We start from the raw sequence: 15,921 nt of genomic DNA, 5'->3' as shown, positions 1-15,921 counted from the left end.
GTATTTGGTTAAGAGCTGTAATTGTACATATAACAAATACAATAAAAGGTAAGAAACTGTAGTGAATATGTTGCCAAAACCAATAACCAGATAGACACTTTTTTACAATGTAAACTTTAATCTGATGAAAACAGAAAAGCCGCAGTAAATGCGGCTTGGTTTCACTCTTTAGGAGAGGTGACTTAAATTCTGAATACTAATATTGCAATGACTTATCTTGGTCTTGCTGATCATTTTGATTAATTGAATCGAGCATAATATCGCCAATTTCATTCGTTTTTCTATCTTATCTTTTTCTAAATAGGCGTTAACGGGTTGCTGCTACCATTTAAAGTAGTGTTTAACTGGTACTGATTAACCTAATTAGTTGCTTGAATGTTCATGATCTCTCTATCTAGATCGTTACTATAAGCAAATATAGCTGAACATTTTGTGAACGCAACGTTCAATAAACAAGCAAGTGAGTGTAAAAAAGAAAAGCAGTAAGGTAGATATTACTTGCACCTAATCTTGCGTCTAGGTATAAAAATAATTAACTACTTTGAATAAGAAGCGAAAAGCCATGCAACAACATGATAACCAACCACTCACCGACTTTACCGAATATCCTCATGATCAAATGCTAGAGCGTGCCCAAGAGTTTTTAACTACATGCCAACGTCGCCATAGTATTCGTAGTTTTAGTGATCGTCCAGTGCCAAAAGAAATTATTGAAACTTGTATTAAAGCCGCTGGAACAGCACCAAGTGGTGCAAATCACCAACCATGGCATTTTGTAGCGATCAACTCTAGTGACGTAAAAAAACAAATTCGTGAGGCAGCTGAAAAGCTAGAAACGTTCATTTTATGAGGGCCGTGCTGGCGAAGAATGGCTTGATGCGTTAAAACCCCTTGGCACAGATGCCAGTAAACCTTATTTAGAACACGCACCTTGGTTAATCGCCGTGTTTAGTCAAAAGAAAGGCGGGTTAACGACTGATGATAAAAACACTAACTATTACGTGCATGAGTCAGTAGGACTGGCAACAGGTTTTTTAATACAGGCACTGCATAGAGCGGGGTTAGCAACACTCACCCACACACCTAAACCAATGAGCTTTTTAACTGATATCTGCGGCCGTGATAAAGATAATGAACGCCCTTATATGCTACTCATTGCCGGTTACCCCAGTGATGATGCCACTGTGCCAAACCATGCCCTTGTGAAAAAGTCACTGGATGAAATAGCGACCTTTATTTAATGTTTTCAGGTTTATAATCAACAGCGAGCTTGTCGCCAGGGTTAAGCCCTGCGACAACATGTTGCTTAGTATTAAGTACTTCCCCTAAACGAATAAAGCGCCGTTCAATCAAGTCATTATTAATAACATACACCATGTTTAACTGACCAAATTGATACACCCAATCTGGTGAAATTAAAACTCCAGCTTCTGCTTTTAATGGTAACTGTAGTTGTGCATACAACCCTGGCGTTAAACCTGTTTGAGACGTAAGCTCTAAACGAATAAGCATACTACGGGCTGCACTGTCAGCAACAGGCACTATCTCTGTAACGGTCGCATTTGCTGTTAGGTTTAACGAAGGCAATTTAACTTCGAGTGCATCCCCCAACTTTAATTTGATCGCTTGGCGCTCTCGCACGTTAAACTCAAGTTGCAATTGCTGAGGATTATATAAAGCCAGTAAAGGAGCGCCCGGTGAAGCTATATCGCCCGGTTCAACCAGCCTTTCAACCACAACACCTGAGATTGGCGCTTTGATCTGGGTATAATTCAATGCAACTTGTGCTTGAGTTTGCTGCTGCTGGGCTACGGCTAAATTGGCGGTTGAGTTATCAAACTTAGCTTTAGCATCATCATAGTCACTAACTGATACCAAGCCTTGTGAATATAGATCCTTTACTCGTTTAAGTTGTTTTTCAGCTTGAGTTAGAGAGGCTTGTATTGCTTTAATTTGTGCATCACTTTGTGCCAGTTGCGCTTTAAAATCATCTTGTTGAAGCGTGATAAGTACATCACCTTTTGCCACCTTATCACCTGCGCGTACGTTGAAGCGTTCAACTTGCGCCATAACCCGCGATGATATTTGTGTATTTTGCTTTGCAATCACAGTGCCCGGCACTAACTCATTGCGCTTTATAGTCGTTAATTCAACTGCGACGATCTTACCCTTGTATGTAGAAACTGACACAGGCTTATTACCCGGCGCTTGCTTATCGGAAAAGCTACCTGCCATAAACAGCACTGCTAAAATAATCACTAACAACGCAATGATTGAACCAAATAGTTTTGATTTACCTTGCATGAACTTCGTCCTCGGTTGTTTGAGTGTTTGCAAACACTAAATAGTAAACTAACGGAACCACAAATAATGAAAACAATGTGGAGGCAACAATACCAAAAATGATGGCAATAGCGAGACCGCTAAACACAGGATCTAAAGTAATCACCAAATTACCTAATAGAGTAGTCCCAGCGGTTAATAATACAGGACGCATACGGGTGGTTCCTGCGGCAATTAACGCATCTTTAATTGCCATACCTTGCCCACGCGCTTGATTTATAAACTCAACTAAAATTAACGAGTTGCGCACCACAATTCCCGCTAATGCAATCATGCCGATCATCGCCGTAGCTGTGAATAATACAGGCTCTGGCACGCCTGCAATAGTACGCTCACCAAACTGATTCAGCAGCCAAAAGCCAGGCATAATACCAATAACTGTAAGTGGGATGGCTGACATAATAATCAGTGATAAACTAGCCGATTGAGTTTGGATACGTAAAATAATAAAAATAGCACTGAGCGCAAACGCAAATGCAATGCCCATATCTCTAAACACATCAATAGTAATTCGCCACTCCCCTTCGCCGCTAAAGGTCACGTGAGTGCCTTGTGGTAGATGCCACGCAGCCGTGCCACCATTATTGAAGAAGTGTCGATTAAGCCAATTGGTTTGCGTAAACTCATCACTTTTGACATTTAAATCAGCATTCACGTCAGCAATAATTTCGGCAGGTGTACGACCATTTAATTCAGCCATAACGTAAACCACATCGCGCTGATCTTTACGCATAATCGGTTTGGCTACTTCTAAGTGTTTAAATTCACCTAATTCAGACAAAGCGACAAGCGGCCTTGGAGCACTGGATAAGCCAAAGTCATCTGTCGTTTTTGTAAGTTCTCGATCGCCGCGCACTTGAATTGCCAGTAATTGGGCAAGCTGGTTACGTTGCTGATATGGTAGCTGCAGCTTGATATCAACGGGCTTAGTTTCGCCGCTTACATACATCACACCCACATTTTTGCCTGCTGAAGCAATAGCTAATGAGCTTGCAATATCCTCTGTTGAGACCGCCGACAGTGCCGCTTTATTTTTGTCTGTAATAAAACGCTGTAATGGCGCTGCTACCGCGATACTGGTATCAACTTCAACGACATGAGGTTCTTGCTTTAATCGTTTGGCAACATTGTATGCCGCTTGATGAAAAGTCTCGGTATCAACAAATGCATCACGATAAACTTCTGCAACGAGTGTGCTAAACACTGGCGGCCCAGGGGGAACCTCAACCACCTTTATGATAATGCCGTTATCTGCTATCGACTCTAGCTGTTTACGTAATCGCATAACCACTGCGTGTGATTGATGATCTCGCTCGGTTTTATCTAATAAAAGCACTCTGAGCTCGGCTAAATTCGGCGCTTCGCGGCGATAATACCCGCGTACCATGCCATTAAAGTCCATGCTAGAGGGTTGACCTATATAAGCGGCGATTTCACTGACTTCGCTAAGCTGCCATGTAATTGTTTGCACTTTACGAGCAATGAGTGCTGTTTGCTCTAAGTTAGTGCCTTCTGGCATATCTATTAATATTTGTAGCTCATTTTTATTATCAAAAGGCAATAACTTCAAAGGCACAAGGCGCATCACAGGTAGCATTGCGCTAATAATAAATAGGCCAAGTGTTATCCATAAAATTAATTTAGCCCTGCCTTTTGAGGCCAAAAGAGGAGTAAGTAATCGCGCATAAACACCCGCTTTGTTATCCGCTAAAGTTGAACTCTCAACTACCGGCTCTTTTAGTAATTTCATAGCAAGCCAAGGAGTAACAAAAAATGCGACTATGGTTGAAACCATAACACTAACAGGCACATTAAATGCCATTGGTGCCATGTATGGGCCCATCATGCCTGTAATATAAGCCAGAGGAATAAAAGCCACCATAATGGTTAATGTAGACATTAAAAGTGCGCCACGTATCTCACTCATCGCCGCGACTATTTGTTGCTTTTTATTGCCTTTTTTTTGTAAGAAGCGGCTAATGTTATCAATGCCCGTAATTGGGTCATCCACCAGCAACCCTAAAGATAAAATAAGCGCAAAAAGCGTGACACGATTAATAGTGTAACCAAAGGCAAAATCAAGACTTAAAGTAATGCCGTAACAAATAGGTACTGCAAGGCCTACAACTATGGCTGGTCGCCAACCTAAAAAACACACCAACAAATATAACCACAGTAAACACCGCAAATACGAGGCTGGATGTTAAGTTATTTACTTTTTCGTTAGCGGTTTGGCCGTAATCTCTCAGTATGGTGTAGTCTATTTGCGAGGGTAAAAAGCTTGCTTTTAACTCACCCATCATGGCGTGAACATCATTAGCAACCGCAACTGCGTTGGTGCCCGCTTTTTTAGCTACGCTCAATGTCACGAGTGGCTGTTCTTGTGCTGTATTTGACTGCGCTAACCATTGATAATTTTGTGGCTCACTCGGCCCATCAATTACGTTAGCAACATCTTTTAAATAGATACTTTTACCATTAATTACATTAACAACAAGCTGTTGTATATCTGTTTTAGCTCGTAATACATCACCAGCTTGCAGCGTTATTTGTTGCTCTTCATTGACTATGCTGCCCACTTGCGATAGTTGATTGGAAACACTTAAAGCATAATATACATCGCTAAGTGTGGTTTGATGGGCTGCTAACGCACTGGCATCTAAATTAACTGTTAGCATTCTCTCACGCCCTGCAATCACTTTCACTTCACTGGTATTTTCTATGCGCTGTAAGCTATTGGCAATTTCATTAGCAAATCGTGTTAGTTCAAAATCGCTATATAACTTAGGATCTTTACTGAATAAACCTAACATCACTATGGGTACGTCATTAACTTCGACAGGACGAACTTGCCACGAGCTAATAACCGATGCCATCGCATGCTGATAACTATAAAGCTTGGCGTATGTATCGAGGATGGCTTGCTCTCGATCATGACCAACTTCAAAACGTAGTGTCACGACAGAGAGATTGGATTGGGTAGTTGAATAAATATGCTCAACACCGCGTAATTGCGCTAACAGTTTCTCAAGTGGCTGAGTAACCAGCCTAGCAACTTCTGGCGCTTCAACATTAGGGGCTGAGACATAAATATCAAGCATGGGAACGACAATTTGAGGCTCTTCTTCTCGAGGCGTTTGCTTTAAAGCCATCATGCCAAGCAATACAGCCATGACAAAAATAATGATCGGAATACGACCATTTAGGCTATTTTTTACTGCACTATCAAGTCCACTCATTAAGCTCAGTCCTTACAAAACAAACCATATAATGTCGCCAGCATAGCTTGCGCATTTTCATCGATCACTCGGTAAAAAATTGTTTGCCCATCTCTACGGGTATTTACAATATTTGCTTTGCGTAATGCAGCTAAGTGTTGCGACAAAGCAGACTGCGCAAGAGGTATCGATTCATTTAATTCAGACACACTCATTTCACGCTCCTGTAAAGAGCACAAAATCATTAAACGGTTTTTATTAGCAAGAATTTTCAATAATTGCTCAGCGCGCTCAACATTAGTAGCCATGGCAGCGAAGTTAATGCTCATAAATACAGCCTTATATTCAAATTACACGCTAAGTATAAAAGTATATATTAGAAAAGTCTAATATTAGAATTTACTAATGTATATTTATCGAATATATTAAAAGTAACAAACACAATAAATAAGGTTCACTATGAAACTAAACGACGCACTGCGCCTAATTGCAGGAGTAATGATTGGTATTTCATTATTACTACAACACTTTCACAACCCACAGTGGGTTTGGTTTACTGTGTTTATTGCTCTAAACTTAATTCAATCGGCATTTAGCAAATGGTGCCCTATGATCACAGTATTAAAAAAACTTGGTTTCGAGGAATAATATGCTTACATCAATCCCTGACTTACTAAAAATTATTGCACCAAATCAACGTCGTATCGACGCCACACAAGCTAAGCTAGAAATTGCCGAGAATAAAGGCCTGCTAATTGACGTACGTGAGCCTGCTGAACATGCTGCAAAAGCTGCAACAGGGGCAATTAATATCCCTAGAGGTTTACTTGAAATGAAGCTCATGGAAATTGAAAAAGATTCAACACGACCTATTTACTTACATTGCGCCAGTAGCGCACGGGCCACATTAAGTGCAGAAGCCCTGACTCGAATTGGCTATGAGAATGTCACTGTGATTACTTGTAATGCAGGGGAAGTTTGTCAGGTATTTTGACTATAAATCATCAGCTCACCTTTAGTTAGCTGTTTATATAAATAAGCTAGCCTGAAACTTAGGTTAGCTTTGAGTGTTTTCACCATAAAATATATAGTCACTTGTCATAGAATTTTTGACTTGATACATGGCTTCATCTGCTTGTTGCAATAACTCATCAACTGTTAAATTGATACCTGAATAATCCCAAATACTAATCCCAAAGCTTGCAGATAAAGTCAATTTTTGCTTATTGTAGTACATAGGTGTCTTTATAACTTGTACCAACTTTTGTAATAACTCAATGCATTCCTGTTTGGAATTCAGGTTATTAATAACAGCAACAAATTCATCCCCACCAATTCGAGCTAATGTATCCTCTGCTCCGATTGTCTTAGACATACGCTCTGATAAAGTCGTTAGTACAAAATCCCCTGCATCATGCCCAAAAGTATCATTGATTGGTTTAAATTTATCGAGGTCTATAAAGACACAATAAATAGATTGCCTCTCTTGCTTAGCTAATTTTAATGCTTGTTCAAAACGTTGTTGTAATACTATTCGATTGGGGAGCTTAGTTAATGAATCCGTAAATGCAGCTTCTTCTAAATAACGTTGGTGTTTAACTTTATCGGTGACATCAGAAAACACAGCCAGATAATTACGCGTTTTTCCTCGCTCATCTTTAACCACCATTACTGTGGCGGCTTCAACGAGTAATTCATTATTTTTTTTCTTATTCCAAATCTCTCCTACCCACTCACCCGTTGTTTGTATACTATCCCATAACTGGCTAAAAAAAGTTCCATTGTGATTATTAGAAAAAAGTACTTTAGGACTACTTCCTATGAGCTCTTGCTCTGAATACCCAGTTATATCAATAGCAGCCTGATTCACTCGAATAATTTTTTTGTTTTCATCTGTAACAAGAACCCCCTCTCTTAATTTTTCAATTATATTATTAGAAAGGTTGATCTCCCAGTTAGAAAAAATCAAATTACTTGCTTGTGCTTTCACTTCTTTTTCTAATGAATTCACCGCAAAACGAATCGCAAAATAAATTAAAACCTCAATGAATAAAAAGCCAAATATTCCTAATAAAATATTGTACTTTATTGTTTCATTTAAAGATTCGACCTGTTTATCAATGTTACGCCAAAAAATAACAGCCCCAATAGCTTCTCTCTCAGGATGTTTTTTTCCTATATAATCTTTCAATGGGAAAAAAGTTAACATCAGGTTTTCTCCATCGACCTGAATACGCTCTATACCTGAGTCAGAAAAATCAAATTTTTTGTCTTCAGATTTTATTATTTTATCAATACCACCTCTGGATGTTGCTTCTAGATAACAATCGCAATTAACTAAAATATTTTTAAATCGTTGTTCTATTGCGTCTTGCCACATAATACTTTCTATATGCTTCCTCGATAAAAATACTGCGACTCCAATATTTAATTGCTCATCGAGTGCTGATACTAAAGAATTAAATGAAGAGCCCACTTCGAGAGCGCCGATATACTTTTTTTCAACAGCACTGACTCCAGCATTAAAAACCGGAACTACACCTCTAATACCAGAATACACCCTACCCGTTTCAAAACCAGATACAGCTTTTTTATACGTATTAACATCAACGATAGTATGGCGAACATCATCCATATTATCGCCAAATTTTTCTGGTCGATGAACTCTAAGATAACTTTTGGCCCCAGGACCAAATAAAAAGTGTAACTGACGAGCAGCAAACTTATTCTGAACTACTTTCCATGCAGGAGAAACTTTTTCATACAATTGCTGGCGCAGTTTGGCTGATTCCTTTAAAGCTTCCTCCCCGCCTTTTTCAGCATTATCTTTTGCTTTAGAGAAAATGGCTGTCACAGCAGGGTCACTCGCAATAAAAGTAGCCATCGCTTGCATATTTTCTTGCTCTTTAGCCATAACTAATTCATAACTTGAGCGTAATACATTACTGTCTTTTACAAGGGATTCGTGAAGTGTCTGTTGGGCTAAGTCGATATTCATTCTTATATACATAAAATCAAAACTAGCAATAAGTAGTGTAATTACTAAGAAAACTTTTTGTTTTAATGTAAACAAAATAGCTGCAGCCTTAAGAATGTATTATTAACTTTTTATTCCTGAATTTTTACCCTAGTTTGTACCTAACGTCAAGCTAGCTGCTTTAATACAAATAGCATCACAACTTCATATAAAAGTCACACTGGTCGGATAAGCTCGTAGTTTTACTTTTAACGGTACAGAGCAATGACGTTTACACGAAGAAGTTTTTTAAAGGCATCGGCAGCGGGTTTTGGCGCTGCCGTTTTATCATTAGGCATCACAGGTTGCACTTTAGATAACGATGATGATGAAATTATTGAGGTTAGCTTTGATCACGGTGTAGCCAGCGGCGATCCATTGAGTGACAGCCTAATTTTATGGACTCGTGTAACACCCGTTGACGCAACAGCCACTAGCATAAAAGTACAATGGCAAGCAGCCACCGATCCTAACTTTAATAATATCAGCCATGACGGTGAAACCCTGATATCAGCAACCAGTGACTTCACTCTAAAAGTTGACTTACAAGGCTTAGATGCCAACACCACTTACTACTATCGCTTTATTTCGAACGGTAAAGCTTCACCTGTTGGCACAGGTAAAACATTACCAACGGGTAGCATTGATAAAGTAAAATTTGCAGTCGTGTCTTGCGCTAACTACCCTGCTGGCTTTTTCCATGTGTATGGTGAAATAGCAAAACAAACTGACCTTGATGCTGTACTTCACCTTGGTGACTACATTTATGAATACGGCAATGGTGGCTATGCCAGTGAAGACGCTGCTTTACTTGGTCGCCTCCTACCTGAAGACAATAGTGACGAAATAATCAGCCTAACTGATTACCGTAAACGTTATGCCCATTATCGCAGCGATAGTAACTTACAAGCTGCCCATAGCAATTGCGCGTTTATAACCGTGTGGGACGACCATGAGGTTACTAATGATACTTGGCGTGAAGGCGCAGAAAATCATAACGATGGTGAAGGTGAATTTAACGCGCGTAAAATGCACGCTTTACAAGCCTACTTTGAGTGGATGCCTATACGTAATGTAGCTGATAAAGAACGTATTTACCGTCGTTTTGAATTTGGTGATTTAGTCTCGCTGTATATGCTTGATACCCGAGTACTCGCTCGCGATGAGCAACTAAGCTACGGTGACTTTGATTTAACCAGTGCGCAGGGGCAAAGTGACTTTGTTGCTGCGATTAGCTCGCCAACGCGTGCATTGCTGGGAAATGAGCAGCTAACCTGGCTTACCGATGGCATGACAAACTCTAGTTCAAAATGGCAAGTACTTGGCCAACAAGTATTAATGACCAAGATGCACCTACCGTTTGAAGTACTGCAACTTTTAGTTAGCCTGCAAGTAAGCCAAGCTAATGGCGCCGATACTAATGCCTTATTAGCTCAAGCATCAGCATTATTTACAGAACTAGCACAAATTAAGGGCCGCATTCTAGCCGGTGATCCAACAGTCACTGATGCTGAGCGCGCGCGTGTTGATACCACTGCGCCTTACAATTTAGATGCATGGGACGGTTATGCTTATGAACGTGAAGTATTACTAGGCACTGCGATAGCGACACAAAAGAACCTAGTTGTATTAGCTGGCGATACTCATAATGCGTGGGCGGGCCAATTAACCACCGACGCCAGCAACCCAATTGCTGCATCACAAAATGCTGGTGTTGAATTTGCTACCTCATCAGTGTCTTCGCCCGGTCTTGAAGAGTACTTAGCGCTGAACACCCAAGGGCCAGAAGTAACCGCGCAAATGGAGCAAGTTATCCCGCTATTGGTTAATGACTTGATGTATAACAACCTCGTCGATCGTGGTTATTTAACCGTTACCTTTACACCAGAGCAAGCCGAAGCCAAATGGAATTACGTCAGCAGTATTAAAACCGCGTCTTACGAAATGCAAACTGAGCGAAGTAAAGCGTTACATATGCTAGCAGGTCAGCCCGTAATTCAAGGGTAAAGGCTCAAGAAAGTATCTAGGGGCTAGGGAAAAGGTTCTAGTTGAAAGATCAAAACAGCCCGGCGATCAGTTGTTCGCCGGGTTGATTTGAGTGCAACGAAGCCATCGAAATGCGCATCCCTTGCAGTTAATCGAATTACCTTGGATTATCGGATTTATACTTTCGCTAAAACATGCAAAAGTCTTAAAATGATTTATTCACAAAGAGATTAAGAGACGCTGCGCTTTAGAGGAAAGACCTAAGTTAAGAGATTAGATAACGAATTCCTAGGTGCTGGTATTTTCGTAGGTCGTACTTTAGCGCGTTAATTACATGTACTAGCTCATATCTGAACTTACAGATTAAATGAATAGGTTTAGACTTCATCTGACAGACAGCCATGAGCGAGAAGCAGACGGTCGATCAAACTCATTTTTGGACAGAACTGTGTCAGTACTTCTTCTAAATTAGCAGCCCATGGATTACCTAAGGTATTGCAAACCTCTAATCAGGTGTCCAAAATTACTCATCCATTACAACAGATCATGGTCGACACACGTCATATCGACCGCACATACTGTTAGTGCCAGTTAAAATTCTTGTACTGTAGGGCGCAATACAATCTCGTTAACATCAACATCGTTAGGCTGTTCAATCACATAAGTGACAGCATTAGCGATAGACGTCGCTGAAATGGCATCGTTATACACCTCATTCACAAATTGAGAGCTCGTTGCTTCTGAGGTGCCATGTTTAAGTTCAGAATCAATGAGTCCAGGTGAGATGACAGTTGTGCGAATATTACGACCCACCTCCATACGTAGCCCCTGACTAATTGCACGAACGGCAAATTTAGTATCTGCATACACACTGCTCGCTGGCGAAACTTTATGATCTGCAACAGAGGAAATGCTTATGATCAAGACTTTATTCATTGGGGATAGGATAAATATATAGAGGTTGGTTTTCAGATATCACCTGACAGATGCCGAGTCGAGTTATAGACGACTGTCAGGTTTGAATGAGTACAACTAACTCATAGTAAATGAAGCAAGAGCTTGCTCTGCTATTTCAACACCATACTCTTGAACAAAGTGACCCGCTTCTTCAATTTTCATTGGCTCAGGACAACCTTTGATAACCGCTTTAAGTTGCATCATGGCGGCCTCACCTAAGATTGCATCTTTCATTCCTATCGCCATAAAGCTTTCACCGCTCCATTCATTTGACCAGAACTCAATCGCACGAAGTCCATACTTCACCGCATCATCATCTACATTCGTTGGGATCATCTGTGGGAATCGTTTCACGCCAACTTTGTAGTTTTTGTCAGGGAATGGCGCGTCATACGCAATTGCATCCATCACATTGACAGCTGCGCCAGCATCACATGCTATGATCCCTGCTACTGGTAATTCTGAAATTGTTTCATTAAAAGCCATCCACTGTAAAGCGGCTTCGGCCAGCGGTTCACCATTTGAGATAGCAGTGTTCATCACAATAAGTTTTTTGAAACGATCTTGCATATCCATTGGTATCGTCAAACCAAGGCACCCGCCCCAATCCTGACAAACCAACACAATATTTTTAAGATCTAAGTGTTCAATTAATTGAATTAGACTGTTTCTGTGGAACTCAAAGTTGTACACAGAGTCTTCAATAGGCTTATCTGAGCGGCCAAAGCCGAATAAATCAGGGGCAACAACACGATGACCTGCATCAGTAAAAACTGGGATCATTTTACGATATAGATAACTCCATGTTGGTTCACCGTGCAAACAAAGAAACGTGTATTCCGAGTCTTTATCACCTTCATCAATATACGCCATTCGCAGCGATTCATATCCGCCGAGATCATCAACATAATTAGGTTGATAAGGAAACGCAGGGAGTACTGAAAAACGTTCTTCTGGTGTTCTTAATGCTTTAATCGTCATTATTTTTTCCTACAGATTGGTTAGTATTCATAAAATCGTCTGCACGGTCATTAATATTTTGTAGTGATCGATACATATTGTGTAAATGCATTCTGTACCGATCGACAAAGCAAGTCAACAACGAAATTGACATTTTTTAGTGAATACTACAAAATAGTTATCAATCAATATATTCTAGGTAGGAGCACCATCGGTAATGGCCGGAAGAAAAAGAGCATTTGACAGAGAGATCGCACTCGATAAGGCAATGCGCATATTTTGGAACAACGGTTATGCAGCTACATCTGTGGCGCATCTAACCTCAGAGCTTGGGATCAATACGCCTAGCTTGTATGCCGCTTTTGGCAACAAAGAGAAGCTATTCAAAGAAGTGATCGCGCATTACATCACGCAATATAGTGACCCGTGTTATCGCCATATCACAGAGCCTTCAGACGCGCCTTTCATAGAAAGGTTACGAGCGTGTTTCTATGAATTGATTCAAGAGTTTTCAGATGCTGATACCCCGCTGGGGTGTTTATTAGTAAAAAGCGTCAATGAGTCTGACAGCGTTGCCTTTCCTGAAGAAGCGACGGTGTACATCAATCAATTTGGATTGAAAACCCAAAACTTGATCACTACCTTGATCGAGTCTGAGGGTGTAATAACTGAGTCTGAGACCGCAGAACTGCAGACAAAATACTTGCTATCGGTTCTTTATGGGCTTTCTACTCAGATTCGAGCGGGTGAGTCACAGCAAGTTGCAGAATCGGTCATGGACTACGCACTCAATTCGATACAGACGAGCAGCGGTCAGTAATACTATTGTGGTGACGATGCCATTTCACTTAAACCAGTAATATCCGCCATATCTGTTGCAACCACGCCAGGGTGAAAATTCCGTATCGATCACTAAGTAATGTCAAAGCTATAACTAAATATTTTTTAGTGAACGATGCAGAATTAGTTCGAACAACCCTTTCATTTGATTGGGGAGAGAAAGGGTAAAGGAGTTTGTGTCGCTTATTGTGATGGTGAGTATCGCCGTTTGAGTCTTGTTGTAAGTTGGCAAACTCTTTTTTTGTTGTTCTGGTAAATGACAGAGCATAAGCGAATTCTTCATGCAGTCTGTGTGATTGATTTGCAACGAGGATAAGGGGTGAAACCTATTTTGTAGTTATCGCTAAAAAATATTGACATTACTTACTGATCACTACAAAATAAATCCTAGTCAACCGATACATTCAAATGATTGAGTAGAGATATGTTTAAGAAGTTTGTACAAATTACCGCCATTTTTAATTTTCCTGTCGCGATTGGGATCATGATCCCTGAGCTTCTTTCTCTCTAAGCCAAGTTCATTCATTGTTACTCTTGTGCTCGCTTCGTTCTTAATATGTATCGGGGTAGCATTACTTTGGGCTGTCTCAGATTTACCTAGACGTGCTCCAATTATTGTCTGGAATGGCCTTGTTCGACTTTTCGGCTTCTTCGTTGTCAGCTATGCCGCTCTGCTTGATATCGCGCCAATGGCATTTATTCCTATTTCATTAATGGATCTGCTCGCTGCCACAATCTACATAATCGGAAGTTCAAAAATAACGGGGATTCCAGTTATGTCTCTGATTTTAGGAAAGTCCGCTTCTTAAAAGCTTTCGCCTTTTCACTTATAAAGCCAATGTAGCTAAAGTGAGCTAAGTAGCTTAAAAAGCATCAGATAAGGAATACAGGGGTATGAAACACGATGAATTCAATCAATTTTGTGAAGCTTTAAAATCCTCAACCTATGTCATGCAATGGGGAAACTCACATGTGTGGAAGGTGGGGGGAAAGGTGTATGCGATTGGCTTTACTTTAAAAGGAGGCACGACAGCATACACATTCAAAGCATCGAACCTGAATTATGAGTTTTTGTGTAACCATGATGGCTACCGCCCTGCTCCATACTTTGCTAGTCGAGGGATGAAATGGATCCAGCAAACCGATACCGACGGAACGCTTGATGAAGAGCTGAAGTATTACCTGTCTGAATCCTATCGAATAGTTTCCTCAGCGCTAAGCAAGCGAAAGCAAGCAGAGCTTGGTTTACCTCAATGATAAAAATGCACTTGGGCGATCTAACCATAATAGCTCGCTAAAGTTGCTTGCGGATTAAGTGTGTACATCAACTGTTAAACTATGCGTGTAACACTTCTGTCATTGGTCGTATTTCAAGAAGAAGCCGAACCATGAAGCTGGATCGGTATATCTACTTTTACCCGCTTATACTTGCAATTTCACGAGAGTCGTAAGGTTAAGAGCTTGATGTGAACACATCAATCAGAAAGCTGTTTTGCAAGCTCACTCATTAGTAATTGTAGGGCGTATTCCTGAATGAAAAACACACTATTCTGTTGCGCAAACTCATAATGGGGCAGAAACGAGTTACGCTTTAATGTCCGCTATTGGCACATTCAAGACAGCCGTTCATGCAAAATATTGACGCTAATTGATTGGGGCTTTTTCGTTGGGTTTCGCTGCGCTCAAACCAACCTACGTTGATAACTCTAAAGCGCAGCGCCTCTAAACCTCTTTGTGAATAATTCACTTGAAGCTCTTTTTCTATAATGTTTCGCAAGAGGACAAGAAAACGTAACATGGGGTCGCGTCTTGCCTTTTGCCATTTATTTTTTGAATGACCGCTCATGGCATATATGCGACTATCAGATTTGATCAAAATCTAAAAATCACACCTGACAGATTAAGTTAAGACTTATTCAAATTACACTACTGTCGCCATAAATGACGACTTACATGCTAAGTTGATCTCCCTCATTCACTTCTCATTTTCTTCTCTTTGTGCAAAACACAGTACAATAATAAGTTAATTTTACTTTTTCTCATCAAGTAGCGTGACCATCATTTGCTCGATGTTTTTCACACTGTAGGTGAGTGCGCGGAGTAATTCGACTTGGCTTTGTGGTTCATCAGCTTTAGCCTTGCTTGGCTTTGTTTCGGCTAGATTGTCTTTTTGCGTTAATATAGCCTCACGAAACACGCTGGCATTCTCAACCCCGAGTAACGATACTAACGCACCGTGTCCCGACTGACCTGCAGTTTCAAAACTTAATCGATATAAACCAAATAAACGCATCAATGGCCCTTGGCTTAATCCTACATCGGTTATTTTTTCAAGTGGGATGGACTTTTCTTCTTTAAAAAATACCCCACGCTTTACCACCAGCTTACGCTCTAAGAGCACTGCTGACATTGCTTTAAGCATACGCCCTGCCACGAGCCAAATTATTAAGGCTACGATTGGAATCAATGGGATACCAACCAAACACACTAAGCAGGTAATGACTCCTAACGTGATCCAGTAAGATTTTACTTTAGGGTTAAAACTGGCGGTTTTCAGAGCTAACTCAGACATTCATAACCTCCTTGATATTTATTCTATTA

11 protein-coding genes and 2 pseudogenes are annotated in these 15,921 nt (G+C 40.5%); 6 read left to right on the top strand and 7 right to left on the bottom strand.

Features of this window, described 5'->3' with window-relative positions; translation table 11 throughout:
* Positions 1-562 precede the first annotated feature (562 nt).
* A pseudogene (locus ACU8V8_RS17705) lies at positions 563-1,241 on the top strand (nitroreductase family protein).
* On the opposite strand, the gene ACU8V8_RS17700 reads toward ACU8V8_RS17705, so the two are convergent.
* The 3 genes and pseudogenes from ACU8V8_RS17700 to ACU8V8_RS17690 form a co-directional block, all read right to left on the bottom strand.
* Positions 1,234-2,304 carry an efflux RND transporter periplasmic adaptor subunit gene (locus ACU8V8_RS17700; RefSeq protein WP_446888377.1) on the bottom strand — a complete coding sequence of 357 codons (1,071 nt, stop codon included), beginning with the start codon at positions 2,302-2,304 and terminating at the stop codon, positions 1,234-1,236. The pseudogene ACU8V8_RS17705 and the gene ACU8V8_RS17700 overlap by 8 nt on opposite strands.
* Positions 2,294-5,582 (bottom strand): annotated as a pseudogene (locus ACU8V8_RS17695) (efflux RND transporter permease subunit). The gene ACU8V8_RS17700 and the pseudogene ACU8V8_RS17695 overlap by 11 nt, the downstream one beginning before the upstream one ends.
* A 5-nt stretch (positions 5,583-5,587) precedes the next feature.
* Positions 5,588-5,890 (bottom strand): ArsR/SmtB family transcription factor, encoded by a 303-nt coding sequence (locus ACU8V8_RS17690; protein WP_087532521.1) that lies wholly within the window; start codon positions 5,888-5,890, stop codon positions 5,588-5,590.
* A 130-nt stretch (positions 5,891-6,020) separates the two neighbouring features.
* On the opposite strand from ACU8V8_RS17690, the gene ACU8V8_RS17685 reads away from it, so the two are divergent.
* Entirely contained in the window at positions 6,021-6,209 is a 189-nt protein-coding gene (locus tag ACU8V8_RS17685; protein ID WP_145241955.1) for a YgaP family membrane protein, read from the top strand.
* 1 nt (position 6,210) lies between these two features.
* Positions 6,211-6,555 carry a rhodanese-like domain-containing protein gene (locus tag ACU8V8_RS17680; RefSeq protein ID WP_145241957.1) on the top strand — a complete coding sequence of 115 codons (345 nt, stop codon included), beginning with the start codon at positions 6,211-6,213 and terminating at the stop codon, positions 6,553-6,555.
* Positions 6,556-6,618: 63 nt separating this feature from the next.
* Here ACU8V8_RS17680 and ACU8V8_RS17675 read toward each other — a convergent pair whose 3' ends face one another.
* The gene (locus tag ACU8V8_RS17675; protein WP_446888376.1) at positions 6,619-8,634 is read right to left on the bottom strand and encodes a diguanylate cyclase domain-containing protein; all 2,016 of its coding nucleotides are present in this window, start codon (positions 8,632-8,634) and stop codon (positions 6,619-6,621) included.
* A gap of 168 nt (positions 8,635-8,802) precedes the next feature.
* Between ACU8V8_RS17675 and ACU8V8_RS17670 the strand changes: the two genes are divergently transcribed.
* Positions 8,803-10,584, top strand: coding sequence for an alkaline phosphatase D family protein (locus tag ACU8V8_RS17670; protein WP_446888375.1), 1,782 nt, complete (start codon positions 8,803-8,805; stop codon positions 10,582-10,584).
* 570 nt (positions 10,585-11,154) lie between these two features.
* Here the strand turns inward: ACU8V8_RS17670 and ACU8V8_RS17665 are convergent.
* Together ACU8V8_RS17665 and ACU8V8_RS17660 are read right to left on the bottom strand one after the other, a co-directional pair.
* Positions 11,155-11,487 carry an SDR family oxidoreductase gene (locus ACU8V8_RS17665; protein ID WP_446888374.1) on the bottom strand — a complete coding sequence of 111 codons (333 nt, stop codon included), beginning with the start codon at positions 11,485-11,487 and terminating at the stop codon, positions 11,155-11,157.
* Between the two features lie 108 nt (positions 11,488-11,595).
* Positions 11,596-12,501, bottom strand: coding sequence for a haloalkane dehalogenase (locus ACU8V8_RS17660; protein ID WP_446888373.1), 906 nt, complete (start codon positions 12,499-12,501; stop codon positions 11,596-11,598).
* Positions 12,502-12,697: 196 nt separating this feature from the next.
* On the opposite strand from ACU8V8_RS17660, the gene ACU8V8_RS17655 reads away from it, so the two are divergent.
* Positions 12,698-13,300 (top strand): TetR/AcrR family transcriptional regulator, encoded by a 603-nt coding sequence (locus tag ACU8V8_RS17655; RefSeq protein ID WP_008304784.1) that lies wholly within the window; start codon positions 12,698-12,700, stop codon positions 13,298-13,300.
* Between the two features lie 914 nt (positions 13,301-14,214).
* A complete protein-coding gene (locus ACU8V8_RS17650; RefSeq protein WP_294121907.1) occupies positions 14,215-14,577 on the top strand; it encodes an MmcQ/YjbR family DNA-binding protein in 363 nt (120 codons plus the stop codon).
* Between the two features lie 772 nt (positions 14,578-15,349).
* On the opposite strand, the gene ACU8V8_RS17645 is transcribed toward ACU8V8_RS17650, so the two are convergent.
* On the bottom strand, positions 15,350-15,892 hold the full coding sequence (locus ACU8V8_RS17645; protein ID WP_446888372.1) for a PH domain-containing protein: 543 nt from the start codon (positions 15,890-15,892) through the stop codon (positions 15,350-15,352).
* Between the last annotated feature and the right edge of the window lie 29 nt (positions 15,893-15,921).

The organism is Pseudoalteromonas sp. SaAl2 (assembly GCF_052947895.1).
Note: the sequence above shows the minus strand (reverse complement) of the source record. Positions and strands in the feature narration are given on the sequence as shown.

Bases quoted from the DNA above. Each gene is read 5' to 3' on its own strand.
- ACU8V8_RS17645 (WP_446888372.1), bottom strand. From the start codon at position 15,892: ATGTCTGAGTTAGCTCTGAAAACCGCCAGTTTTAACCCTAAAGTAAAA.
- ACU8V8_RS17690 (WP_087532521.1), bottom strand. From the start codon at position 5,890: ATGAGCATTAACTTCGCTGCCATGGCTACTAATGTTGAGCGCGCTGAG.
- ACU8V8_RS17660 (WP_446888373.1), bottom strand. From the start codon at position 12,501: ATGACGATTAAAGCATTAAGAACACCAGAAGAACGTTTTTCAGTACTC.
- ACU8V8_RS17650 (WP_294121907.1), top strand. From the start codon at position 14,215: ATGAAACACGATGAATTCAATCAATTTTGTGAAGCTTTAAAATCCTCA.
- ACU8V8_RS17655 (WP_008304784.1), top strand. From the start codon at position 12,698: ATGGCCGGAAGAAAAAGAGCATTTGACAGAGAGATCGCACTCGATAAG.
- ACU8V8_RS17670 (WP_446888375.1), top strand. From the start codon at position 8,803: ATGACGTTTACACGAAGAAGTTTTTTAAAGGCATCGGCAGCGGGTTTT.
- ACU8V8_RS17680 (WP_145241957.1), top strand. From the start codon at position 6,211: ATGCTTACATCAATCCCTGACTTACTAAAAATTATTGCACCAAATCAA.
- ACU8V8_RS17685 (WP_145241955.1), top strand. From the start codon at position 6,021: ATGAAACTAAACGACGCACTGCGCCTAATTGCAGGAGTAATGATTGGT.
- ACU8V8_RS17700 (WP_446888377.1), bottom strand. From the start codon at position 2,304: ATGCAAGGTAAATCAAAACTATTTGGTTCAATCATTGCGTTGTTAGTG.